The sequence below is a fragment of the uncultured Methylophaga sp. genome, from assembly GCF_947259025.1.
Taxonomy (GTDB): domain Bacteria; phylum Pseudomonadota; class Gammaproteobacteria; order Nitrosococcales; family Methylophagaceae; genus Methylophaga.
Genome location: NZ_CAMYKO010000006.1, coordinates 126353 through 151270, shown reverse-complemented (window position 1 = coordinate 151270; position 24918 = coordinate 126353). Strand labels below are relative to the sequence as shown.

At 47.7% G+C, this 24918-nt stretch carries 23 protein-coding genes; 3 read left to right on the top strand and 20 right to left on the bottom strand.

Going from position 1 to position 24918, the window contains the following annotated elements; genetic code table 11:
- Nucleotides 1-38: 38 nt before the first annotated feature.
- The 15 genes from Q0X64_RS10730 to rfbB form a co-directional block, all read right to left on the bottom strand.
- Nucleotides 39-977, bottom strand: a complete 939-nt coding sequence (locus Q0X64_RS10730) for an FkbM family methyltransferase (protein ID WP_297812635.1) — start codon at nucleotides 975-977, stop codon at nucleotides 39-41.
- The gene (locus tag Q0X64_RS10725; RefSeq protein ID WP_297812632.1) at nucleotides 970-2199 is read right to left on the bottom strand and encodes an oligosaccharide flippase family protein; all 1230 of its coding nucleotides are present in this window, start codon (nucleotides 2197-2199) and stop codon (nucleotides 970-972) included. Before Q0X64_RS10725 ends, Q0X64_RS10730 begins: the two co-directional genes overlap by 8 nt.
- Nucleotides 2193-3347, bottom strand: coding sequence for a DegT/DnrJ/EryC1/StrS family aminotransferase (locus tag Q0X64_RS10720; RefSeq protein WP_297812629.1), 1155 nt, complete (start codon nucleotides 3345-3347; stop codon nucleotides 2193-2195). Before Q0X64_RS10720 ends, Q0X64_RS10725 begins: the two co-directional genes overlap by 7 nt.
- 269 nt (nucleotides 3348-3616) lie before the next feature.
- Nucleotides 3617-3979, bottom strand: coding sequence for a GxxExxY protein (locus Q0X64_RS10715; protein WP_297812626.1), 363 nt, complete (start codon nucleotides 3977-3979; stop codon nucleotides 3617-3619).
- 56 nt (nucleotides 3980-4035) lie between these two features.
- Complete coding sequence (locus tag Q0X64_RS10710) at nucleotides 4036-4614, bottom strand: acyltransferase (RefSeq protein WP_297812623.1); 579 nt, start codon at nucleotides 4612-4614, stop codon at nucleotides 4036-4038.
- Nucleotides 4611-5561 (bottom strand): Gfo/Idh/MocA family oxidoreductase, encoded by a 951-nt coding sequence (locus Q0X64_RS10705; protein ID WP_297812619.1) that lies wholly within the window; start codon nucleotides 5559-5561, stop codon nucleotides 4611-4613. The genes Q0X64_RS10710 and Q0X64_RS10705 overlap by 4 nt, the downstream gene beginning before the upstream one ends.
- Before the next feature lie 9 nt (nucleotides 5562-5570).
- Complete coding sequence (locus Q0X64_RS10700; RefSeq protein ID WP_297812615.1) at nucleotides 5571-6875, bottom strand: nucleotide sugar dehydrogenase; 1305 nt, start codon at nucleotides 6873-6875, stop codon at nucleotides 5571-5573.
- Entirely contained in the window at nucleotides 6853-7215 is a 363-nt protein-coding gene (locus Q0X64_RS10695) for a MarR family EPS-associated transcriptional regulator (protein WP_297812612.1), read from the bottom strand. Before Q0X64_RS10695 ends, Q0X64_RS10700 begins: the two co-directional genes overlap by 23 nt.
- A 481-nt stretch (nucleotides 7216-7696) precedes the next feature.
- Entirely contained in the window at nucleotides 7697-9070 is a 1374-nt protein-coding gene (locus tag Q0X64_RS10690; protein ID WP_297812609.1) for a nucleotide sugar dehydrogenase, read from the bottom strand.
- Between the two features lie 94 nt (nucleotides 9071-9164).
- Nucleotides 9165-11117, bottom strand: a complete 1953-nt coding sequence (glmS, locus tag Q0X64_RS10685) for a glutamine--fructose-6-phosphate transaminase (isomerizing) (RefSeq protein WP_297812606.1) — start codon at nucleotides 11115-11117, stop codon at nucleotides 9165-9167.
- Between the two features lie 294 nt (nucleotides 11118-11411).
- A complete protein-coding gene (locus Q0X64_RS10680) occupies nucleotides 11412-13361 on the bottom strand; it encodes a nucleoside-diphosphate sugar epimerase/dehydratase (RefSeq protein WP_297812603.1) in 1950 nt (649 codons plus the stop codon).
- A gap of 57 nt (nucleotides 13362-13418) precedes the next feature.
- Nucleotides 13419-14309 carry a dTDP-4-dehydrorhamnose reductase gene (gene rfbD / locus Q0X64_RS10675; protein WP_297812600.1) on the bottom strand — a complete coding sequence of 297 codons (891 nt, stop codon included), beginning with the start codon at nucleotides 14307-14309 and terminating at the stop codon, nucleotides 13419-13421.
- Entirely contained in the window at nucleotides 14306-14851 is a 546-nt protein-coding gene (gene rfbC / locus Q0X64_RS10670; protein ID WP_297812597.1) for a dTDP-4-dehydrorhamnose 3,5-epimerase, read from the bottom strand. The genes rfbD and rfbC overlap by 4 nt, the downstream gene beginning before the upstream one ends.
- Entirely contained in the window at nucleotides 14851-15735 is an 885-nt protein-coding gene (gene rfbA / locus Q0X64_RS10665) for a glucose-1-phosphate thymidylyltransferase RfbA (RefSeq protein ID WP_297812594.1), read from the bottom strand. Before rfbA ends, rfbC begins: the two co-directional genes overlap by 1 nt.
- On the bottom strand, nucleotides 15732-16802 hold the full coding sequence (gene rfbB, locus Q0X64_RS10660; RefSeq protein WP_297812591.1) for a dTDP-glucose 4,6-dehydratase: 1071 nt from the start codon (nucleotides 16800-16802) through the stop codon (nucleotides 15732-15734). Before rfbB ends, rfbA begins: the two co-directional genes overlap by 4 nt.
- A 239-nt stretch (nucleotides 16803-17041) precedes the next feature.
- Between rfbB and Q0X64_RS10655 the strand changes: the two genes are divergently transcribed.
- Both Q0X64_RS10655 and rnk read left to right on the top strand, forming a co-directional pair.
- Nucleotides 17042-17836 carry a metallophosphoesterase gene (locus Q0X64_RS10655; protein WP_297812588.1) on the top strand — a complete coding sequence of 265 codons (795 nt, stop codon included), beginning with the start codon at nucleotides 17042-17044 and terminating at the stop codon, nucleotides 17834-17836.
- Nucleotides 17837-18078: 242 nt separating this feature from the next.
- Nucleotides 18079-18492, top strand: coding sequence for a nucleoside diphosphate kinase regulator (gene rnk / locus Q0X64_RS10650; RefSeq protein ID WP_297812585.1), 414 nt, complete (start codon nucleotides 18079-18081; stop codon nucleotides 18490-18492).
- 159 nt (nucleotides 18493-18651) lie between these two features.
- On the opposite strand, the gene Q0X64_RS10645 is transcribed toward rnk, so the two are convergent.
- The 5 genes from Q0X64_RS10645 to Q0X64_RS10625 form a co-directional block, all read right to left on the bottom strand.
- A complete protein-coding gene (locus Q0X64_RS10645) occupies nucleotides 18652-20754 on the bottom strand; it encodes a methyl-accepting chemotaxis protein (RefSeq protein ID WP_297812582.1) in 2103 nt (700 codons plus the stop codon).
- A gap of 305 nt (nucleotides 20755-21059) precedes the next feature.
- Nucleotides 21060-21797 carry a twin-arginine translocase subunit TatC gene (gene tatC, locus Q0X64_RS10640; RefSeq protein ID WP_297812579.1) on the bottom strand — a complete coding sequence of 246 codons (738 nt, stop codon included), beginning with the start codon at nucleotides 21795-21797 and terminating at the stop codon, nucleotides 21060-21062.
- The gene (gene tatB / locus Q0X64_RS10635) at nucleotides 21794-22177 is read right to left on the bottom strand and encodes a Sec-independent protein translocase protein TatB (protein ID WP_297812576.1); all 384 of its coding nucleotides are present in this window, start codon (nucleotides 22175-22177) and stop codon (nucleotides 21794-21796) included. The genes tatC and tatB overlap by 4 nt, the downstream gene beginning before the upstream one ends.
- A 17-nt stretch (nucleotides 22178-22194) precedes the next feature.
- On the bottom strand, nucleotides 22195-22407 hold the full coding sequence (tatA, locus tag Q0X64_RS10630; protein ID WP_297812572.1) for a Sec-independent protein translocase subunit TatA: 213 nt from the start codon (nucleotides 22405-22407) through the stop codon (nucleotides 22195-22197).
- A gap of 64 nt (nucleotides 22408-22471) precedes the next feature.
- Nucleotides 22472-23476: a helix-turn-helix domain-containing protein gene (locus tag Q0X64_RS10625; RefSeq protein WP_297812569.1), complete on the bottom strand. Its 1005-nt coding sequence runs from the start codon at nucleotides 23474-23476 to the stop codon at nucleotides 22472-22474.
- Nucleotides 23477-24066: 590 nt separating this feature from the next.
- On the opposite strand from Q0X64_RS10625, the gene Q0X64_RS10620 reads away from it, so the two are divergent.
- Nucleotides 24067-24918, top strand: coding sequence for a methylamine utilization protein MauF (locus Q0X64_RS10620; RefSeq protein ID WP_297812566.1), 852 nt, complete (start codon nucleotides 24067-24069; stop codon nucleotides 24916-24918).

The window sequence follows — 24918 nt, the reverse complement described above, 5'->3', positions numbered from 1 at the left end:
ATTCAGAAATCTTTTAAATGATCGCAGCATCGCATAACCTAATTTTTGTATACAGATAACCACGGATAATTCTTAACCATAGTCAATTCGTTTTCACTTATTAACGAGTCAATTTCATAGTTAAGATCGGGGTTGAACAAATATGGTAGGTGTATTTCATAAAAAAATGATGAACCTTGTAAAAGTCTAATTGTATTTTCTAGAATTGATTTTTCGTTTCCGTTAGTTGTAAGTGATATGACCACTCTTTTTGTGTCTATTGGTATCAAGTCCAGTATATGACTTATATGAAACCTTTCACTCACAAGTTCGCTAGCACCATCTGGCAAATTTGACTTGATAACACCGTTGACTTGGTTAGAGTATGCAAACAACTTTGAATCACCCTCCTCAGCTACATAGCCATTCAACAGTTCAACATTGTTCAACCCGTTAATCTCAATATTTTTCCGAATGAGCTCTATATTTTCTAGGACTGGCTCTATGGATATCACTTTACCCTTTGACCCAACTTTTCTTGAAGCTTTAACACTCACATAGCCTCTAAATGCACCAATATCAATAAAAGTATTTCCTGCCACCAAATTTAGAGTCCTAGACTCTCTCCAAGGGTAGGACGTAAACTCTGTAACGAACCTATATATTATGTTGTGAATCAGAGCCGCTGCCGCATCGTCAATTTCATATCCGTATACAGAACTAAAGACAACCTTAGTTCTATGCACACCTTTTTTTGAACATGTGAAGTGTTTTTCGTTTCTAGGTCCAAATAACTTTAGGTCACCTAAAATAACCAGCGAGACTAGCTTTTCTTGATGTTCAATGTTCTTAATATTTAGCCTCGTCATTGCATCTTTGTAAACAGAGCTTGGTATGAACGACCATGATGGCTTAGGTACTGATAATAAGATGTAATCTTGAAGCTGACTAATAAAAATAGAGTATTTTTTAGATGCCCAGTTGATGTATTTACGCATTTTTTATAGATACCATAAGAAAAATTAAGTAGCCCGCGGAACCTAACAGTGAGTAACAAATAATTCCAAGAATAAAGTCATCATGATACGCACCAATCATCAGGCCGCAGATCTTCAAGGTTGATAAGATGACTTGCCAGAAAAGTCCTGTTTCTTGTTTGTCTCTTATCATGAGGATTTGCCCTATAGGCGATGTAATGAACTGACACGCTCCTATGATAATTAGCCATTTAAGAACTTCTCCGGCCCCACTCCATTCATCTCCCAGCATGAGAGTAATAAGGCCCTCACCAAAAAATGTCGCTATGACGACGACGGGGAATATGATAAAGATTAGTATGGCTAAGTAATTAAGCGAAAACTTTCTAAGGTTATTTATTTCTTTTTGTTCTCTCGCATTGGCTATAAATACGTTCGAAACTGCACTACCTAAAACCCTGATTGGTAAACTGACCAATTTGGTAGTTAAGAAGTATATACCTGCAGATTTTGCACCGAACACGGCAGCGATAATCAAACTCGGCAGATGCTGACCAGCACTGTTAACTAGACTTGTTGGCAGTGAGTAGTATGGAAACTTTCTAAATTCTCTTGATACAGATATTAATCGCCTAATTGATAGCCTGTTTTTTTTATGGGTTATAATTTTATCCCTGTGCATTAACATTGAGCATGTTTGACCAAGTGTCTGGCCTGCAACAAGGCCAAGTTGAGAAAACTTAAATAAAACTAGTTGAAACACCACAATGAATATTGATTGTGTAACTCTGTATCTTGACAAAGCCTTGAATTTTTTTTGCCTTATTAGCTGGTATGTTAGTACCTGATAAAGTCCTACGATTAAAACTGATAAAGGTAAAAGCCATATAACCCCTGACATCAAAGTTGGCAGAACATCTAAAACTTGCAGAACCAACACCATAAAAAATGTAAGTGAAGAAATTAAAATGGTGGAAGTCAGAGACAGAACCATCAAGTAGTGTGCTTTCAATTCACTCTTAGGGATTGGTATGGCCAATTCATATCTGAGGGTACATACAACCGAGATAATTGCGATCACTGAGGTATAGATTGAATATGCGCCGAAGTTCTCGGGTGGATACAACCTTGTTAGTAAAGGTATTGAAACAACGATCAGTATTTGAGAAATTGTTGCACCAAATGCAACGGTTCCAATTTCTCGGAAAGAAATATTCCGTATAACATTTTTTAGATTCACCACTCAAAACCCGACACAACTGCAGTGATACCGGAAGTATCCTCTAATCTCAGGTAAGGATGCATTGGCAAACTAATCACTTCTTCAGCGACTCTGTCACCGATAGGAAGAGTTGCATTAATATCTGCAACTGCCGGTTGCTTATTAAGCGGTATGGGGTAATGGACTGCTGTTGGAATACCTGCGGCTTTCAGCTTGGCTTGCAGTGCATTTCTGTCTTCACTACGAATCGTGTATTGCGCCCAGACGCTAGTGTTGTGTGGTTCGATATATGGTGTTGTCAATTTGCCACGGAAACCAATGACATCCACGGAAGAAATTTTATTGATATCTTTCTGAGCGTTTTCGTGCTCTTCTGTGGCACTCAACAATTCTGTATATCTTGCCGCTACTTGATTGCGTAGTTTGATTTCGTCATCAAGAATTTCGAGTTTGGGTAACAAAATCGCGGCCTGCATGGTATCCAAGCGACTGTTGATACCGACACGAATATGGTGATAGCGCTTGTCCTGTCCATGACGGGCGATTTGTCTAATGACTTTTGCCAACTCCTCATCATTAGTGAAAACAGCACCACCATCGCCATAGCAACCCAGGGGTTTACTGGGGAAAAAGCTGGTGCAGCCAATCGTAGAGAGGTTGCAGGATTTACGTCCTTTGTATGTGGCACCAAAGCTTTGTGCCCCATCTTCAATAACTGCCAAGTTATGTTTTTTTGCTATCGCATTGATGGCATCAAAGTCAGCAGATTGGCCGTAGAGTGATACGGCAATAATGGCTTTGGTTTTGGGAGTAATAGCTGCTTCAATTTTTGAAGGATCAATGTTGAATGTGACCGGATCAATGTCAACATAAACCGGTTTAGCTCCCAGTACAGCGGGTGTTTCTGCCGTTGCTATGTAACTGAAGCCCGGCACGATAACTTCATCACCAAAGCCAATGCCGAGAGCCATTTGGGCGATTTGCAGTGCATCGGTACCATTAGCTACTGAGATGCAGTATTTTGCACCTGTATAGGCTGCGAGTTTTTCTTCCAACTCGTTGACTTCAGGGCCGAGGATGTATTTACCATGAGCAAGCACGGCCTGGATGTTGGCGTCTATTTTGTCTTTTATTCGGGCTTGTTGGGCGGCGAGGTCGATGAATTGCATGGTTATTTACTCAATTTTTTGCCACGGAAGGACACTGAAATACACTGAAAATTATTCATAACGTAGTTTGCCGTTTTATGCCACGGAATCCACGGTAATGCACGGAAGTCATATTTATTGAATAAGGCTGTTTTATTTTTTCCAACATCGTCCCTTACATACTCCGCGCATCTTCTCTAACTAAAATCAAAAAACGATAACAACAGATTCTTTTACGTGTGGTTCTGTGTTTTCCGTGGCTCGTATCATTTGCCAGTAAAATAAACCGCTCAAAAAACCAAACGCTTGACCGTCGCTTTGGGCCTTGCGAAATTAACAAGCAATCCGACCTTGAATCCTGTTGCTTTTAAATAATTAATCACTTGCGCTTCATAGGCTGGATGCAATGTTTTCACAGCTTTCAACTCAATCAACACCCTGCTTTCCACAACAATATCTGCTCGAAACTCACCCACCACCTGGCCTTTATAGCTGACATTCAGTGGCACTTCTGAATCGGTGCCAATGCCCAGCATCTCAAGCTCGTGAACCAAAGCTTTTTGATAAACGCTCTCCAGAAAGCCATGGCCGAGTTGGCGGTAGACTTCAAAAACAGCACCGCGAATCCGGTATGTAAGGTCTTCTTCCTGCATTTAACTTCCGTGTCTTTTCGTGCCTTCCGTGGCAAGTCATTTCTGCGAAACGCTCTCTATGTCAATTTTGAGAGATTGCCATCACTAAGCTGATAATTCTCTCCCGTGTGTGGACAGGTAGTTTCAGCCTCACCGCTTAGCGGCAGGTCCAGTTGTTCACCATACTCACTCATCCAACCGATTTGTTTGGCCGGGACGCCTACCATCAGCGCATAAGGTTTAACATCTTTGGTGATGACGGCGCCGGCACCGACAAAAGCAAATTCGCCGATGGTTGTGCCGCAGACGATGGTGCAATTTGCACCTAGGGTCGCCCCTTTTTTTACCAGGGTATCGCGGTATTCGTCTTTGCGTTCAATCAGTGACCTGGGGTTATGCACATTGGTGAAAACCATGCTTGGGCCACAGAACACGCCCTCTTCCAGGTGGACATTGTCATAGACGGAAACATTGTTTTGGATTTTACAACTATCGCCGATAGTCACCTTGTTACCAACGAAGACATTTTGTCCCAGAGACACACCGCGCCCTATTTTGGCACCGCTGCAAACATGCACCCAATGCCAGACACGGGAATCATCGCCTATTTGAGCCCCCTCATCGACAATAGCTGTTTCGTGTTGGTAATAGCTCATTGTTGGCTCACTTTTTCAAGTAAAGGATGGGCATTATCTGTTGCTGGCGTTAAAGGTGCCGTCCGAATGGATTCAACCGTGTCAATGGCAACTCTGTTTTCTTCTATGCCGTAACCTTTGCCGTCAAGAATCCGTTGGTAGCTTTGTGTATGCAAATCGGTGAAACCACCAGAAAATTCCAGTTCTTCTCCCTCTATGGTGATACTACGGTAGGTAAGTTTCTCACCTTGAATAGCATTCTCCGGTAGGTTTTTAGCATCAATCGATAAGAACCAGCGAACCCGGGCTTTTTCATATTCCAGATAGCCTGAGCAGGTTTTTTCATCACGATAATGGACTTCATTTTTAGTGATCTTGCCAAAAATGAAGTGCAGCATGTCATAAAAGTGAACACCGATATTAGTCGCCACACCGCCGGATTTTTCGTTGGCACCCTTCCAGGACTTTAAGTACCACTTACCTCTGGATGTCATGTAAGTGAGGTCAACATCAAACTTTTTATCAGCGGGGGCTTTTTCAACTTTTTCTTTGAGCGCCAGTATCGCTGGATGCAGCCTGAGTTGCAGGATGGAGTTAACCTTAGCGCCGTATTGTCGTTGATACTGTTCCAGCACATCCATATCAGATGCGTTGAGCACCAGGGGCTTCTCGCAGATAACATCAATGCCATTTTTCAGTGCATATTTCATATGCGGTGCGTGCAAATAGTTGGGCGAACAAATGGCGATGTAATCAAGTTTATTGCCCTGAAGTTTCTGATCCTCAACATAGGCCTCGAATTCTTCAAACTCAGTGAAGAATTCAGCTTCAGGGAAGTGACTGTCCATGATGCCGACAGAGTCGTTCACATCCATTGCCACAGATAAGGTATTACCTGTTTCTTTGATCGCTTTCAAATGTCGGGGAGCGATATAGCCAGCGGCACCAATTAGAGCAAATCTCTTCATTTTTATAACCTAGGCTTTGGTGATCTTTGCGTCAGGGTCAAGATATTTGCCTCTGGAGTCGATGATTAGACGGGCATGGGCTCTAATAGCATCATAATCAAAACGGTCATGATCGGTCGCCAGAATCACACAATCAAAGGCAGCCAGATTTTGCGCCGATGGCTCAACACTACCCAGATCAAAGTGATGTTCACGCATTTTGGGGAAGTGAGGAATATGCGGGTCACTGTATTGCACTTCGGCCCCTAATTCCTGCAGCTTTTCCATCAACTCGACCGATGGCGACTCACGCATATCATCAACGTTCTTTTTGTAGGCAATGCCAAGCACCAGAACTCGGCTGCCGTTAATTGATTTTTTGGCCTGATTCAGTGCATGAGCGACTTTGCCGATAACAAAGTCAGGCATGGATGAATTGACTTCACCGGCAAGTTCGATAAATCGTGTATGAAGACCATATTCTCTGGCCTTCCAGGTGAGGTAGAAAGGATCAATGGGAATACAGTGCCCCCCCAGGCCCGGCCCTGGATAATAAGGCACAAAGCCGAATGGTTTGGTGGCCGCAGCACGAATGACTTCATGGATATCAACGCCCATTTTGTCTGCCACCACTTTCATTTCATTCACCAGGCCAATATTCACAGCACGGTGAATATTTTCCAGCAGCTTGGTCATTTCCGCGGCACGGGTTGAGCTGACGGGTACCACCTGATCAATCACCTGGCCGTAGAGTGCCAGTCCTATTTCCTGACAGGCTGGTGTCATACCGCCACAGACCTTGGGGATGGTTCGGGTGACAAAGTCCGGGTTACCCGGATCTTCTCTTTCTGGTGAGTAAACCAGAAAGAGATCCTCGCCCACTTTAAGCCCGTTCTTTTCCAGCCTCGGAGCCAGCTCTTCATCAGTGGTGCCCGGGTAAGTGGTGCTCTCCAATGAGAAAACCTGCCCTTTGCGCAGATAGGGCACGAGTGAATCCGTTGTATCTGTTACAAAACTCAGATCGGGTTCACGGTATTTATTCAAAGGTGTCGGCACACAAATAATCAGTGCATCCACTTTTGCCGCCTGAGAGAAGTCAGTGGTGGCTGAAAATCCATTTTGCGTGGCATAGCTAATGGTGTCTGAAGCAATGTGTTCTATGTAAGACTGGCCAGCATTCAATGCGTCTACTTTTTCAGGATCAATATCAAAGCCCAGAACCTGATATCCCACTTCAATATATCTCAACATCAGGGGTAGTCCGACATAGCCCAGACCGACAATCCCTATTACAGCATCCTTGTTGTTCAGTTTATTCAGCAGTTCGTCTTTCATTTTCTTGGCTTTTTTTAGTTGATTCCTGAGCTTCTTGTCGTAAAAACTCGATTTCTGTTTTGAGTGATTCGTATTCTGAGACTTTCTGTTTAAGAAAACGCACCGTAACATTGGCTTTTTCTTCAATACCTTTGGGGGTCATCTTGTAGACATAGGCCAGTTTGTTTTTGCTATTACGGAAGTTACCTGCTTTCAATAGTCCTTTTTCAATTAGGGCCTTGAGACAATAGTTGGTCTTCCCCAGACTGATACCTAACTGACGTGCCAGCTCTCTCTGACTGATTTCAGGGTTGTCTTCAACCAGTTTAAAAATCTTGTAGCGGTATTCGTCAGTCAGCATGACATAAGCAACTTGCGTTCAATGACTGAACACTTTAAGCAAAGTCAGTTGAAAAGTAAATGCGATGTGGAAATGGGTTATGAGGAGGATGGTTTGCTTAGTGAACAGCAAACCAGGAAAGTGGCATGAATGCCTAACAATACATTCGCCCCACCTTCCCTGGAAGTGACTACTGTATTGTTACTTTGGCATCCATGCCGTATATTAAGTTAGCAATTTGAGTTTTGGTGACCAAGCCCATATTTTGGGTTTTTGTGAACTATTCGAGTGTTTCTTCGATTTTAGCTTGGGTAGAGATCCTTCGGCAGGCTCAGGATGACAGTCCACACCTAAAATTGAGTGACCAACTATGTCATGCCGACCGAAGCGGAGGCATCTTTTGCAGAGTTGGGTAAGATCCTTCGGCTTTGCTCAGGATGACGGACGATTGGCGCTCAGGATGACAACTATTCCGATGGGAACATGATCACACGTAGACTTATCAATCCTGACCGAAAAGATCACGCGTATAGACCTTTTCTCTGATATCCATAATGTCATCCGTGAGCCGGTTAGCCAGCACAACATCCGCTTTTTGTTTAAAGGTTTCCAGGTCATTGATCACAGCTGAGCGGAAGAAGGTGTCTTCTTCCAGCACCGGTTCATAAACAACAACCTCTATGCCTTTGGCCTTGATGCGCTTCATGACACCCTGAATGGCAGACGCACGGAAATTATCAGAACCTGACTTCATGACCAGTCGATAGATGCCAACGACCTTGGGGTTTCTTTTAATGATTGAATCAGCGATGAAGTCTTTGCGGGTGGTGTTGGCATCGACAATCGCTTTTATCAGGCTATTCGGCACGTTCTGATAGTTGGCCAGCAATTGTCTGGTATCTTTGGGCAGGCAGTAGCCACCATAGCCAAAAGACGGATTGTTGTAGTGAGCGCCTATCCGTGGGTCAAGGCCTACGCCTTCAATAATCTGACGGGTGTTGAGTCCGTGTGTCTCTGCATAGCTGTCTAATTCATTGAAATAAGCGACACGCATTGCCAGGTAGGTATTTGAAAAAAGCTTGATGGCTTCAGCTTCAGTTGAGTCACTATACAAAACCGGGATATCTGCTTTGATCGCGCCTTGCGTCAACAGTTTTGCAAAGATTTCTGCACGTTCACTCCGCTCACCAATAACAATTCTTGAGGGGTAGAGATTATCGAACAGGGCTTTGCCCTCCCTCAGAAATTCTGGAGAGAAAATAATATTGGGCTGTTTGTGTTGAAAACGCTCGTTGTAATCTGAATCCACGCCAGAATTGGTCAGTTTCTGCTGGAGCTGTGTGGCAAGGTTCCAGACCTGACTTCCCGGCGATGATTCAGCTTTATCCTCACTGGCGCCATTCTCTGTCATTTGAGCATGTAGCTTTTTACGTGCTGTTTGTTTGGAAAAGCTGCTGAATTTGGGCGAAAAATGGTGGTGGGTGTATGTGTTCTTGATGGATTCGGTATACCCCACTGGAACCGTAGATTTAATCACCATTGTCGCTGTTGGGTTAAAATGAAGCACATCCTCAATCACTGCTTCAACACTATCCGTATTGAAGTAATTGGTCTCAGGATCATAGTCGGTGGGTGTCGCGATAATCACGAACTCAGCGTCACGGTATGCCTGTTCTTTATCCAGCGTAGCGCTCAGTCTGAGAGGTTTATTGTTGAGAAAATCGGTGATCTCAGCATCGGATATGGGTGACACGCCATCATTGATCAGTTCGACTTTGCGGGCATCAATGTCCAGAGCAGTGACATCGTTATGTTGAGCCAGTAATACTGCCAGGGAAAGACCTACATAGCCTGTTCCGGTTACGGTAATTTTCACTGTTAGCTTCCCGTATTTTGGAAAACTAAAGTGTCACAACTCCGCTTTGCACTAACGTGACAGTTTTATGAAGTTTTTTTGAATTTTGAAACAGTCACTCGACTGTGACAGATTTAGCGAGATTCCTAGGCTGATCCACATCTGTACCTTTGATCAAGGCCACGTGATAGCTCAATAGCTGTAACAGAATGTTGTAGGTAATCGGTGCGGTGATTCGCCCTACGTTGGTCGTAGCCTTGACAACACTGAAGCTGGTTTCTGAACTGATATCACTGCGCTCATCCTCAAATACAATCATCTGGCCGCCACGGGCTTTAACTTCCTGCAGGTTGGATTTGAGTTTTTCCAAAAGATCATCCAGTGGGGCAATGGCGATCACAGGCATCATTTCGTCAATCAATGCCAATGGACCATGTTTCAACTCCCCGGCCGGATAGGCTTCTGCGTGAATATAGCTGATTTCTTTAAGTTTGAGCGCACCTTCGAGTGCAATAGGGAACATGGTTCCACGGCCCAGGAATAATGCGTGCTGCTTGTCTGCGAAGTCTTCGGAAATACGGCGTATTTCGTCTTCATGACCCAGGGCCTGGGTAATCAGGTTGGGCAGCTTTTGCAGACCACCGGCAATTTTGGCTTCACGTCCATCGTCGAGCCGGCTCTGCACTTTGCCAACACTGGTCAACAGCAGGGCTAAAGCCACCAATTGAGTGGTAAATGCTTTGGTTGAGGCAACACCGATTTCCGGGCCGGCATGAGTCAGGAAAGTGAGGTCTGCTTCACGGGTCAGACTGCTCTCGGCCACATTACAGATTGATAAGGTGGGGATATTTAATGCTTCTGAAGCTGATTGCGTGATAACGCTGACATCATTCAGATTGTCGTTGCCACTTTGCGGGTCTGTGGCGCGTCTTGATTTTCCGGTGCTCTGACTCTGACGCAATGCTTTGAGCTGGTGCAGAGCGGCCAGTGTATCTGCCGTTTCACCGGACTGGCTGATGGTGACAAACAAGGTGTGGTTTTCAATGACCGGGTTTCGATAGCGAAACTCGCTGGCCACTTCGACCTGGCAAGGCACACCAATAATATCCTCAGACCAGTATTTGGCCACCATACCCGCGTGATAGCTGGTACCACAGGCAATAATGTAGATGCGGTTGATGCTGGAGAAAATTGATTCGGCATTGGGACCAAAGCTCGACACCAGGACCTGATCCTGGGTAATACGCCCTTCCAGCGTATCAATCACTGCCTGTGGCTGGTCATAGATTTCCTTGTGCATGTAGTGGCGATGTGCACCCAGTTCGACCGATGTAATATTGAGGTTGGAATGTTTGACGGGCCGTTCAACGCGCTCACCGGTAAAGACGCTGAAGATTTCTACCTTACCCCGGGTCAGCCGTGCCACATCCCCATCTTCCAGGAAGATGAAGTTCTGGGTAACCGGTAGCAGCGCTGAGACATCAGAGGCGATAAAATGCTCGCCTATACCGACACCAATGACCAGAGGACTGCCTTTCCTGGCCGCGACCAGGGTATCCGAATCCCCTTTTGCCATGACACCCAGGGCATAAGCCCCTTCAAATGACTTAAGTGATTGCATCACTGCATCAAGCAAATCATCAGTCTCTTCCAACTGTTGATAAATTTCGTGGGCGACAACTTCGGTATCAGTTTCGGAGGTAAAGCGGTAACCGGCCTCGAGTTGCCGGGTTTTCAACGACTGATAGTTTTCAATGATGCCGTTGTGAACTACCGCCACTTTGTTATTGCAGATATGGGGGTGGGCATTATTTTCTGAGGGCACGCCATGCGTGGCCCAGCGGGTATGGGCAATACCGATTTGGCCATTGAACGGGCCGCCCAGCGCTTCGATTTTATTTTCGAGCTGTTTGATTTTGCCCATTGAACGAACGCGTTGGAGCGCATTGTCGGCATCAAGTAGGGCCATGCCGGAGGAGTCGTAACCGCGGTATTCGAGTCTTCTCAGCCCTTCCATCAGGATAGGGGCAACGTTACGCTCGGCGATGCCGCCAACTATTCCACACACGTTGAAAAATCCCTCGTTCGTTCAAAACTGCATTATACAGAACAACTGGCTTTTTTGACTCAGCGCTCTTTAAGAAAGCCAGTATTAGCGTTACGTTTTTCTCGGCTTGCTCCAACATTCACAGTGTCATCCTGAGCCTGTCGAAGGATCTTCACCCCTCTCCAAGATGCCTCCGCTCCGGTCGGCATGACAATGCCATGTCATCCTGAGCCTGCCGAAGGATCTGGCTAACTTTCCGAGATGCCTCCGCTGCGGTCGGCATGATGGTGACTCAAACACAACACTTAAAGCGCCTTATGCGCTATCTGAGTCGCTCGTTAACCAGTCGTTCAACTCACACTGTGGCTCAAAACCATCAATCGTAGACAACAGCAATTTACGGGCTTCAGCACTGTTATCGTCGTCATTGGCTGCCTCAAGCTGTTGCAGCACTTTCTCCAGTGCCGACCAGACAATGACTACTTCCTCAGCCCGCATAATTTTTGGGTGGGCGGTCTCTGTCACATTGTCACCTATCAATAGCTCTTCATAGAGCTTTTCTCCTGGGCGGAGTCCGGTAAACTGAATTTCCAGGTCACCCTCAGGGCTACCTTGTTCTCTGACACTGAAACCACTGAGGTGAATCATGCGTCTGGCCAGTTCCAGGATTTTGACTGGCTCGCCCATATCCAGCACAAACACATCACCGCCCTGCCCCATGGCACCCGCCTGGATCACCAGTTCCGCTGCTTCGGGAATGGTCATGAAATAGCGGATGATGTCCGGGTCGGTGACGGTAACCGGACCACCCGCAGCAATCTGCTCACGAAACAAAGGAACGACGGAACCGGATGACCCCAGTACATTACCGAAGCGCACCATGGTAAAGCGGGTATTTCTGCATAATTCTTCTGACTGAGCGAGCGCTTGCAGCACCAACTCTGCCAGACGTTTGCTGGCCCCCATCGTATTAGTGGGCCGAACAGCCTTGTCAGTGGAAACCAGAACAAAGGTCTCGACACCGGTCTGAATCGCAGCCTGGGCACAACTCAGGGTGCCGAAGACATTGTTGCGAATACCCTCATTGGTATTTCTTTCCACGATTGGCACATGCTTGTATGCCGCAGCATGATAGATGGTTTTCACTTGAAAATGCTGGCATACCGCACCAACCCGCTGCTGATTAAGCACCGTGCCCAAAACAGGCACCACCGGCACATCCAGATTGAATTTTTCCAGTTCTTTTTCCAGTTGATAAAGACTGAATTCACTCAACTCAAACAACACCAGTTTTTCCGGCGCAAGGTGAATGATCTGCCGACATAATTCTGAGCCTATCGACCCACCGGCACCTGTCACCATCACCACTTTGCCAGTGATATTTTTATGCAATAGCGTCTCATCTGGCGCGACAGGTTCACGCCCCAGAAGATCACCGATATCCACTTCCCGGATATCCGACACTTCTATTCGTCCTTCGGCGATATCCATCAGGTCCGGCAGCGTTCTGACATGCACCGGATAGGCCTCCAGCTTTCGCAGAATTTGACTGCGCTTGCGCCGGGATGCGGCGGGCATGGCTAATAGAACATCCCTGACTTTGTATTTTTCAATCACCCCAGCCAACTCATCAAAGGGGTAGACGGTGAGGCCATTAATCTGTTGGTGATGAATGCTGTCATTATCATCAATAAAAGCCACCGGACGCAGATGATGGCTGATTTTCAGCATCGCCACGAGTTGGGCGCCGGCCTGACCTGCCCCATAGATGAGCACTGGAGGAATATAGTTTTCAGTGTTCAGGTTCAGTCTTTCGTCGGCTCGACTATGATTGAACAGCCAGCGTGCCAGCATCCGGCTGCCCCCTACAAACAACATCATAATGACTGCATTGATGCCATAAACTGTTCTGGGTACATTCTCTGCCCACTCCCCGGCCAATAGCACCAGCACGGCAAATATCAGAGTGAACAGCATGACTGCACGGGCAATCGCCCATAAGGCATCCATACCAATGTAACGAATCACCGCACGGTAGAGACCAAACTTGATAAATACGGGAATCGCAATTATCGGTGCAGCCAGAAACAACCATAGTTGCTGTGTAGAAGGGGAATAAAACTCACCCAGACGTAGGGAGAACGACAACCACAAGGCAAACACAACAGCGACAAAATCCGTTGCTATGCTTATTACGCGCTTGGTGTGGCGGGGGCGTGACAGAAACCAGTGGCCCAGTGCGTTGTATATGGCTGACAGCTTCAAATTAACATTCCATCGATAGGTTGCCTGACATTATCCCATGTCTTCACCAAGGCTAAATTAAACTTTTGCATCCTGCATCACGTAGCTCAGGGTCTGCCGCCAGTCAGGTAGACTGATAGCAAAACGCTCTTCTAATAAACCACAGTCCAGAACAGAGTAGGCTGGTCGGGGAGCTGGCACAGGATAGTCGTCACTGCTGATTGGCTCCACTTCAGGCGCCGGATGACCGGCTGACTGCATCTCATCGAATATCGCCTGTGCGAAGTCATACCAGCTTGTCTCGCCGGCATTAGTCAGATGATAAGTACCACTGTGCGTTTGCCAAAAACCCGGACCTTGCTTCCCTGCCATTGCAATCAGCTGGGCTACGGCATCACCCAAATGTCTGGACCAGGTCGGGGCGCCTAACTGATCATTGACGATGCTGAGCGAGCTTTTTTCAGTGGCCAGCCTTTTCATGGTATTGAAAAAGTTTTTTCCTCTCGCCCCATAAACCCAGCTGGTTCTGAGAATCAGATGAGATGCCCGGGTAGCCCGTATAACATTTTCGCCAGCCAGTTTGGTCTCACCATAGACATTAATGGGATTCGGCGTATCAGTCTCTTTCCAAGGCTGGTTTTTAGTGCCGTCAAATACATAATCGGTGGAAAAGTGAATCAGCGGGATTTGCTGCTTTTCACAATAACTGGCCAACAGCCCAGGCGCGACGGCATTGATCTGATGCGCTTTCTCTCTTTCAGTTTCGGCTTGATCAACCGCGGTATACGCCGCCGCATTAATCACGATATCCGGTCTAAGCGCTGTTAGTTTGCCCTCCAGCTCATTGGCGGGCAGCATCAGGCTGATGTCATTTTGAGTGGGGGCCAGCACCTCCCCGAGGGTGCTCAAACTGCGCTGCAATTCGTAGCCAACCTGGCCCGTTCCGCCCAACACCAGCATTCGCTTCATGGGTAGACCTCAGCCTGACTCAACTTGAGTCCCTTGCTGTCTTTGTCTGACACCAGCGGCTCACCGACCAGCGGCCAATCAATCGCAAGGTCTGAATCATTCCAGATGATGCAGCGTTCATACTCCGGGGCATAAAAATCCGTGGTTTTGTAAAGAAATTCGGCGGAATCAGACAACACCAGGAAGCCATGAGCGAAACCGGGCGGCACCCACATTTGTTGATGGTTATCCGCTGACAGGATGGCACTGACATGCTGACCGAAAGTAGGCGAAGACTGACGCAGGTCAACTGCCACATCGAACACTTCACCGGCAATCACCCTGACCAGCTTTCCCTGGGGCTGCTTGATCTGGTAATGCAATCCCCTGAGTACATGCTGTGACGAACGGGAATGATTATCCTGCACAAAATCAATATCTGCACCCGTTAGCTCATGAAAAACCTTCTGGTTATAGCTTTCCATGAAAAAACCGCGCTCATCACCAAACACCCGGGGCGTGAGGATTTTGACATCCGGTATCCTGGTTTCTGTGACCTGCATCAGTAAATGGTCTCTTTCAGAATCTGAATCAGGTAATCGCCATAACCGCTTTTCAGCAGCGGCTGGGCGATTTTTTCCAGTTCCTCTGCAGAAATAAAGCCTTTGCGATAGGCAATTTCTTCGGGACACATGACTTTCAACCCCTGTCGCTTCTCAATCGTCTGAATAAACTGTGAGGCTTCCAGCAGGGAGTCATGCGTGCCGGTGTCGAGCCAGGCCATACCCCGCCCCATCAGCTCCACATTAAGCTGACCGTCTGCGAGGTAGTGCAGATTAACATCGGTGATCTCGAGTTCGCCACGCGCTGACGGCTTGAGGGAGGCAGCAATATCGACGACACGGTTATCATAAAAATAAAGACCGGTTACGGCATAGCGTGACTCTGGTTTTTTGGGCTTTTCTACAATTGAGAGCGCTTTGCCACCGGGCTCGAAGGAGACGACGCCATAACGTTCAGGGTCGGTGACCGGGTAAGCAAACACCGTCGCGCCATCCGGCTTGCTATCGGCATTGGCCATCATTGTCTCAAGCTCATGGCCGTAGTAAACATTATCCCCCAGAATCAGAGCCACCGGGTCATCAGCAATAAAGTCTCTGGCCAGGGTAAACGCCTGGGCAATGCCTTCCGGCTTTTGCTGGACGATATAGGTCAGCGCTAACCCCCAATCACTCCCATCACCCAGCAATTGTTGCAGTCTGGGTGTGTCCTGCGGTGTTGAGATAATGCATATTTCCCTGATACCAGCCAGCATCAGCGTGGAGAGCGGATAATAAATCATCGGTTTGTCGTAAACCGGAAGTAACTGCTTACTGATTGACTGCGTGACCGGATGCAGGCGCGTGCCACTGCCGCCTGCCAGTACAATTCCTTTTCGGCTGGTCATAATCCACCTCCCAGACCTAATCTTTGCTGCTGATAACTGCCGTCCATCACACGCTGATTCCATTCTCTGTTGGTTATGTACCACTCAACCGTTTTCTTCAGCCCTGAGGCAAATGTTTCCTCAGGCTGCCAGCCCAGCTCGCGGTGAATTTTGCTGGCATCGATCGCATAGCGCTGGTCGTGACCGGGTCTGTCAGACACAAACTCGATTAATTGCTTGTGCGGTTGATGGGGTGAATCAGGCAGTAACTCATCCAGAGCATCACACAGTTGGTGAACGACATCCAGATTAGTGTGTTCATTAAATCCGCCAATGTTGTAGCTTTCACCCAGGGCACCGCGCTCCAGAATCAGTTGCAGGGCTTTCACGTGATCATCAACATACAGCCAGTCACGGATATTCTGGCCGTTGCCATAAACCGGTAGCGGCTTGCCCTCCAGCGCATTATTAATCATCAACGGAATAAGCTTCTCGGGGAACTGATAAGGGCCGTAGTTATTGGAGCAATTAGTCATCACCACCGGCAAACCATAGGTATGGTGCCAGGCCCGAACTAAGTGGTCACTGCCCGCCTTAGTCGCAGAATAGGGGGAGTTCGGCTGATAAGCCGTGTCTTCTCTGAACAGGCCCGTCTCCCCCAGAGACCCATAAACCTCATCCGTCGAGATATGATGAAAACGAAAAGCCCGCGCTTTTTCTGAATCCAGGTCTGACCAAAATTTTCTTGCCACTTCCAGCAAGGTGTAGGTTCCCACCAGATTGGTTTCCACAAAGTCTGCCGGCCCATCAATCGAGCGATCGACATGAGACTCTGCGGCCAGATGCATGATGCCATCCGGCTGATACTGCTCGAAAACCGACTCCATCGCCCCGGCATCACAGATATCTGCCTGAACGAAATGATAATTCGCGTGATTTTCCACCTCGCTCAAAGACTCCAGGTTGCCGGCATAAGTGAGTTTGTCGACATTGACCACACGGTAGTCACTGGTATTGATCAAATGCCGGATTAAAGCCGAACCAATAAACCCGGCACCGCCGGTAATAACGAGAGTTTTTTCTGCCACGAGTCAGTTTTCGCTTGTAAAGAATTGCAGTAATGCTACGCGAAATTACTATTTTCAGACAAACCCAAACCAAGCTTTTGTAGTGCAGGCCCGTATCAGGATGAGCTATAGCAAGTTTGAGCAAGACATGCCCCATAAGGCTGGCTAAATAAATAGCCAGTTATTAAGCTCAGCATTCATTCTGAGATCTTCGCTTTCCCGGTTCTGAATACTCAATGTCCATTTAGGTGTGAATAACCATGACAAAAATCGCACTCATTAGTGACTTACATAATGAGTTATTGAGAGAAACGGGCAGTGCCATCCCTGACATTCAGTTAAATCGACCCGTCGATGCACTGGTCATGGCAGGAGATATAGACGTTCAGGAGCATGGTGTGCGCTATGCGATTCGTCAGAGTCGTTTGCTGGATGTACCGGTCGTCTATGTATTGGGTAACCATGAGTTTTATGATGCTCATGACAGACCTGTTATAGATAAGATCCTTGAACAAACAGCAGGCACTGATGTTCATGTCCTGGACAATGCGTCTGTTGAGATTGGGGATACCTTGTTCATCGGGGCGACATTGTGGACAGATTTTGAACTATTCGGCCTCAGCAGCAAGAACCGGGTGTTAAGCCACGCTGCTTTTAATTTGAATGATTACTACAAAATCAGGTTGGTCGATAAACCCTTTTCACCGGTATTCACGCCAACAACCTCTTCAATATGGCACGAGACAGACAAGGCCTTTATTGAAGCGGAACTAACCAGAGGCCATGATGGTAAAAGCGTGGTTGTCACTCATCATGCCCCCTCTCTGGAATGCCTGCCCGTATTTGAAAGAAAGAACCTGATATCCGCATGCTATGCCAGTCACTTGGACTGGATGATTGAAAAATACCAGCCGAATGCCTGGCTGCATGGCCACATTCATTACCCAAATCAAACCCAGCTTGGCGAGACAACTGTCCTCAGTCACCCCAATGCCTATCCTCAGTTCTCTGATATCCCTGACTATTATCAACCGCTGATTTTTCAAGTGACATAACTTCTCAGTGGTCGATGAATAAGAATCTCCCATTCCAGATAGGGTTAGCCGTCCAAAGCCATAAACCTGAATAGCAATATTCGGCAACAACTGCTCTATAAGCTGTATTCGCGCTTACTAATCAAGGGCTATTCAGGCATTATTAGCACTGGCCCCTGGGGCCTCTATCATTTCTTATTTGTTTTAAGCCAGGACGCAGCTTTGACTGCGTTCTGGTTTTTTTGTGTGCTGAGGTGAGCCTTATGACAAATACGCCCGATATCATCATTTCATCACTGGATCTGGAGAGACTTGAAGCCCTGCTCGACTCCGGTTCAGTGAACGATACGCTTGCCAGGCTCAAACTGGAAGAAGAACTGGAGAGAGCGACCATTGTGGATTCAAGACACATCCCGGAAAACGTGGTGTCGATGAATTCGACAGTTCAACTTTCAATGTCATCTTCTGAGGCACCCTTTTATTTGACGCTGGTCTACCCGAAAGATGTCAAAGAGGATGGGTCGACCTTATCCATTTTCTCGCCAATTGGAACAGCCCTGCTGGGCATGAAACAAGGTGATGAGATTTACTGGCCCAATCCCGGCGGCAAAAACATCAAAGTCAGAATTGAGAATATTCAATATCAACCGGAGCGGGCCGGGCACTATCATCGCTAGTCATCAACAATGGGGAGGTGAACTATCTGCTGTTGTCTGAACGTCATTGGGGTGACTACCCTGTTTCTATAGAACTACAGGGTCCACAAGTGCCGCTGGAAACCGCTTATTGAGGCGACAACAGGCTATGTGCCAGCAAAGTTCAAATAGTGCTGGCCCTCAGACCTTAAAAAGGGAGAGTTTTTGTTGCAGCCTGCTGGCAGCCAGGTCCAGTTCATTACCGACACCACGCAGATCCTGCGCGCCTTTGGAAGTCTGATGAGCCAGACGGGAGACCTCTGACAGGTTATGCTTAACCTCATCACACACAGCGCTCTGCTCATCAGTCGCCGATGCGATCTGTAAGGTCATTTCAGTCACTTCTTCAATCGCCAGGTTGATGTCTTTCAACACGGATTCTGCCTCTTGTGCCAGCGCCACAGTTTCCGTTACATGTTCGCTGCTGAGCCCCATCACAGCTGAAGCCTGTTGAGTACTTTGCTGTTGTGCATTGAGTTTGTGATGAATATCAACCGTGCCCTGCTGGATTTGGCTTGCCAGCTTACTCAGCTTCGCTGACACCGAAGAAACACTGATTTGAGTGTTGCTGTCAGTCGCTTCATCGGTTAGCTGAACGGCCAGGTTATTCGCCTCTAAAGCGATCCCATCCATTACAGACAAGGTCTGTGCTATTTCATGGCTATTTTTTTCCAGTGCCTGCAGCGCCACTTCGGACTCGCGAACCGATTGACTGACGCGGTTAATCGACGCGGCCTTTTTATGAACCACTTCCGTCCCTGCCGTTGCCGCATCATTAACCTGCTGGACAAATTGCGATGTTCGCTCGGCACTGTTGGCAATTTGCTGTGCTGAAGCAGCCATCTCGCTCATCGCCAGCACCATGTCCTCGATCAGGCTCTCCAGCTCCAACATCTGAACACTGGTTTCAACACTGATCTTTCGACCGTCGGCTGACAGGGAAGTGACATCACTCGCTACCGGCAACAACTGCTGAACCATATCCTGCAGTTTTTTGATAAATCTATTGAGAAGGCCAGAGAGTTTACCGGTTTCATCTCGGTTACTGATATTCAAGCGCTGCGTAAGATCGCCCTCTCCCTCGGCTATTGAAGCCACCAACTGGGTCATTTCGGTCAGTGGACGAATGCTTTTACGGGCAACCAGCCAAATTGTGACCACGCCAAGTATAGACAGGAATATGCCCAAAATGATGGTTGTGCTTATAAACCGCTTTTGTGCGGACTCGAGAAACTGTTGCTGCTTGGCCACATCTGCCATCACAATCTCTTCCGGCACTTCCAGGTAGGCGACCCAGTACTGTTCACTACCCGGCAGATGGAACGGTTTAAGCACAATGAATCGTTGTTTGGCGTTAATGATCCTGGTCTCACCAGTCATTGCTGCTTGCTTGAGGTTTTCGCTTATCGATGTCTCCAGCACACTCAGGTTCTGACCTATCAAGTCTGAATGCTGGCTGTGACCGGAAATAATCCCTCTGGGGCTAACCAGTAAAGTGCGTCCCTGACCGTTATAGAGTCCTGCATCGACATCATTAATCACTGACTGCAGGAAACTGACCGATATATCGACACCAGCGATACCGATAAACTGTCCGTCCTGTTTGATGGGGGCCACCAGACTGCTGAGCAGGACCTGGTCATTTTCTACCGGGTAGAGATAGGGGTCGATAACACAGCTCTCGCCACTTTCTTTGGAGCAGAGGTAATACTCGCCCACCCTGATACCATTTTTATCGAGTCGGGTACTTTCCAGCCCCTCAAGCAAAGCCACCGAAAAGCCGTTGAGATCTCTGGTCACATAGGGCATAAACCGTCCCGCCTCATCACTGCCCTGCGACTGCCTGGCAAGGTCATCGGCACCATCAATCGCATCAGGTTCAAAAGCCACATAGGTGCCCAGAAAATCGGGATGATCAGTCAGTGTCTGTTGCAGCATCCGAATCACCAAATCACGTTTGTTAGCCTGGTTTTCAGAATCGACAACCGCCTCTACGGCTGAGGCAGTGGCTTGTATTGCTTGCATGGCAGACTGGAGGGGCGTGGATAATTCCACTGACGTGTCGCTGGCCAGCACCTTAAGGTAATTTTCAGCCTGGCTGCGAGTGACGTCATAACTCTGACTGGAGAGCGTCTGCTTAATCTTGTCAAATTGCCAGAGGCCCACCACGACAGCCATCAACACAACGCTAAGAAGGCCAAGCCCGGCCCATAGACTGAAACGTTGCTGAATGGAAAAATGCATGCTTTGCTCCCGAGCTGCCACTGACCGACCTTTACTTGATGCAAGATCCGGCGTCAGTGCTTTCTGATAATCGGAGGCAAATCTGTCACATTTTTTGTTGCAGCGCAATCACCACCGTTTCACGCTAAGAAACCTCAATCCCCATCCTTATCATCTGGCCGACATCAACTAGCAATCAAATAAACTCATCCAGCTTTTTGTCTTTACCTCAAGGTCAGTCGCTATGAAGCACTTGAGATGTCGCTCAAAATAGCTTCCTGGCTAGTCAGCAGTTCCCCCCTTTCCTGCAGGCGAGCCGGTAACCGTTAGGATTGTTGCTCGTAGTGAGGATTTTTTTGTTGTATGGCCCCAGCGACCACTATCCCAATTTCATACAACATCCACATCGGTATCGCCAGCATAAATTGAGAAATGATGTCGGGCGGCGTAATGATGGCGCCGACCACAAATGCACCGACAATGACGTAAGCACGGGCTTGTTTCAGAGCAACGACGCTGACCATTCCCGCCGCGACCATCAGCACCACTGCCACGGGTGTTTCAAAAGCCAGGCTGAAGGCGATGAACAGGCCAATGGCAAAGTCCAGGTATTTACCAATATCAGTCATCACGGCAACGCCCTCGGGGGCGGTGCTGGTAATAAAAGCAAACACCACAGGGAATACCAGAAAATAGGCGAAGGCGATGCCGCAGAGAAACAGAAAGACGCTGGTCATGACCAGGGGAGCGACTAAATGGCGCTCATTGCTGTAGAGGCCGGGCGCGATAAAGGCCCAGATTTGGTAAAGCGTAAAGGGAGATGAAATGATAAACGCCGTCAGCATCACGACTTTGAGCGGGACAAAGAATGGCGTGGTGACCTCGGTCGCAATCATCTGTCCGCCTTCGGGTAAGGCCTGCAACAATGGTGTCGCCAGAAACTGATAAATATCGTTGGCAAACGGCACCAGTGCCAGCATCACCACCAGCATGCCGGCTATGATTTTGAGTAGCCGGTTCCGAAGCTCCAACAAGTGGCCGAAAAACTCTTCTTTGCTACTCACGTGGCGCTTCCTTCTGGCTTGGCGGTGTGGCTGTGTTGTCCGGTGTTGTCGTCTTCGGCCGCAGTGGGCTTGGCCTGTACTGATTCTGGTGCTGGGGTCTTGTTTTCAGGGTGACGAATAACGTCTGCCACAGGTTGCATGCCTTTGCGTAAGTCTTCATTGAGACCTTCATTCTGCATTTTCAACTCTTCCTGCAAACGATGCAGATCGTTATTTTTTAGCTCTTGATCGATGTCATTTTTAACATCGCTCATAAAGCCTTGCATGCGGCCCATCAGCGCACCGAAAGTCTGTGCCACCTTCGGCAGCTTATCGGGGCCAATGACAATCAGCGACACCACGACAATAACGATGAGCTCTGGGAAAGCGATATTAAACATGAATCAATAACGCGCTTTTATTGCTTGTGCTCGGCTTTGCTATTGACGCTGTCAGTGTCATTGACGGCATGCTCAATAACACTGGCGTTTTGCTCATCATTCATGGCTTGTTTAAAGCCTTTTACAGCGCCACCCAAGTCACCGCCCAGATTACGCAGTTTTTTGGTACCGAAAACCAGGGCAACCACTGCCAGTACAACCAGCCAGTGCCAAATGCTAAATGAACCCATTATCGTGTCTCCTAAAATAGTGTCGAAGTTGAAGTGCTGTTATCTCTCAGCAGGCATTGGGGTGTCAGTGGCGTGATCGCTCCAGTGTCTCACTCGGGCACTCACCAAACAGTTCACGGTAATAGCGGGCAAACAGACTCATATGCCAAAAGCCCCAGTGCGATGCCACACAAGCAATATTGCTAATCTGTTCAGATTTGTACTGTAGCTCTGCCCGGATTCGGTGCAAACGAATGTTCCGCATATACGCCACCGGGGTGATGCCCAGTACCTGTTGAAAGGCATGGTTCAGACTGCGGCGGCTGATATTCAAATTGATGCAAATATCACCAATGGTTAGCGGGTCACAGTACTGTGCCAGTGTCAGTTCACGAACTTTTTTGACGATATAACGATGAACGCGGTATTCATGGTGTCGGCTGTTATTGTTACTGGCAGCCATTAATGCCTGCACACAAACATTGAAGACACTGTCTTCAAACTGGCGCCAACTATGAGGATGGTTAATTCCCTCATCACTGTTTTTGACCATATGTTCGCTACCAATAAATAAGATGGCCAGAAGCTGACTCTGAATCGCCGGGGGCAATGCCTCAACGGGATTCACCTTAGTCATGAGAGGACGAACATCCAGCTTTTCTACTCTTTCCGCGTACTCTTCCAGTCGCTCATCAGAAATAACGGCGCAGGTGATTTCCGATGAGTGAGAGGTCCGGAATAACAGTTCATCATTTCTATCCAGCGTGATCAGCGAGTTTTTACTCAGCTTGTTACCACTCCACAGGGCATCACCCTCGACAATAGTCGGTAAACCAATGACATAACTATTGGGGGGTGGACTGGCGAGTTCATCTACTGAGCGGTTCATCGCTTCACGAAAGATCTGCATACCCTCAGAGGCGACACTGGTGATCGAACCTGAAAACTGGCCCTTGTCTAATTGTGTGTAGTCTTGCGACCACATAGGCAATGATGCCGCATGTTCCAGAACATCCGATAACTTATAGTGTATCGCTTTCGGTTTTACTTCATTGTGGTGATTGTCTACCCATATATTTTCTTGTTTCATGAGTCTCTCCCTTCAACCGGGTGCCGTAATGGTCAGACTTTATTGTTTTTATTAGAAAAGTCCTGACACTGCCTGTGTATTTATTTTTATCAGGCCAACGACTGGTCTCACCCATAATAGGTGTTTTTTCAGACTTGGATAGTAGAAATCGGCAACACTTTAATCTGGATAACTGATTGAATTTAAAGGTCGGTAATGGCATCGGGGCATGCCGGGCTTGAGCAATGAGCATCTCGGCGCATCATTCTGAATCCCCTGAATGGCTGAACCAGTTTGAGTCCCATCATCCCACGATACCGGGGTACTGTCTCTGATCCATAAGGGGTATTTGAATAAGGAGTCAGTTCAGACTGATAGCTGAACTGAACAGCAAGACTGAGTCGGTAGTTGCCAGCTCAGTAGTGACTTCAAAGCAAAAAGTTCATCACCATTCAATCGATTCATAGCAAGAATCGGCAACACAGATAGCAGATTTCAAGCTCTCCGAACACCGATGCCAGTTTTTGATACGGGAAAGATTTCCTGCTGGCTATAGTTGTTACGAAATTATTTCATCAACAACTAGCGACCCCCGGTCGGAGGAGGAGAGAGTGAGTACAGATGTAGAAACTGGCCATTACAGCCAGTCATCCCAAGTGGAAAACGGTGCGGCCTGTATTCCTGATGCCATCAGTTTTTCTGAGTCAAAGTCATCCGGTACACGTTTCGCCATTATGTTATCGGCAATCATTGTCGGTGTCACTGCCGGCACGCTGTTTAATACACAAATGTCATCGGCCCTGACCGGCATGTTCCTCTCTTTGACACTGATCGGTGGCTTCCTCTCTACATGGTCTCCCTGTGGCTATTCAAGCCTTAGTCTGCTGAGACCGGCGGGTCAATACTCGCTGGGCTCTGTTGCTCGCTGGACACCGACTTTCATTACCCATGCAATAGGTTATGCCATTGGTGCGCTGATGTTAGGTGGTGCACTTGGTCTGGTGGGTGCATTCCTTTTTGAGCAGTTGGCTTTCAGTCATATGGTTATCGGTCTGGCAGCCCTCTCAATGGCTTATGGCGCACACCAGCTGGGCTTTTTGAGAATGCCCTACCCCCAACGTCGTGCTCAGGTTCCGCATGATGCCCGTTTTCGTTTCCGCTCATCAACCATAGGTCTGCTCTATGGCTATGCCCTGGGCATGAACTACCTGACCTACGTACAGACACCGATCCTTTACATCGTGACCGGTGCTGCATTGCTGAGTGCCGATGTCACTACAGCGATCACAATCATCGCCATCTTCAACATCGGGCGCTTTCTGCCTGTTGCGGTGAACTTTTTACCTGTCACTAACCAGTCCGTGCAGGCCTGGCTGGCGAAATGGCAGGAACGTGCAGTTGAACTCGATGGATTCCTTCTGCTGTCAATCGGCGCTGCCGCATTAACCATGCTAACGCTCTGA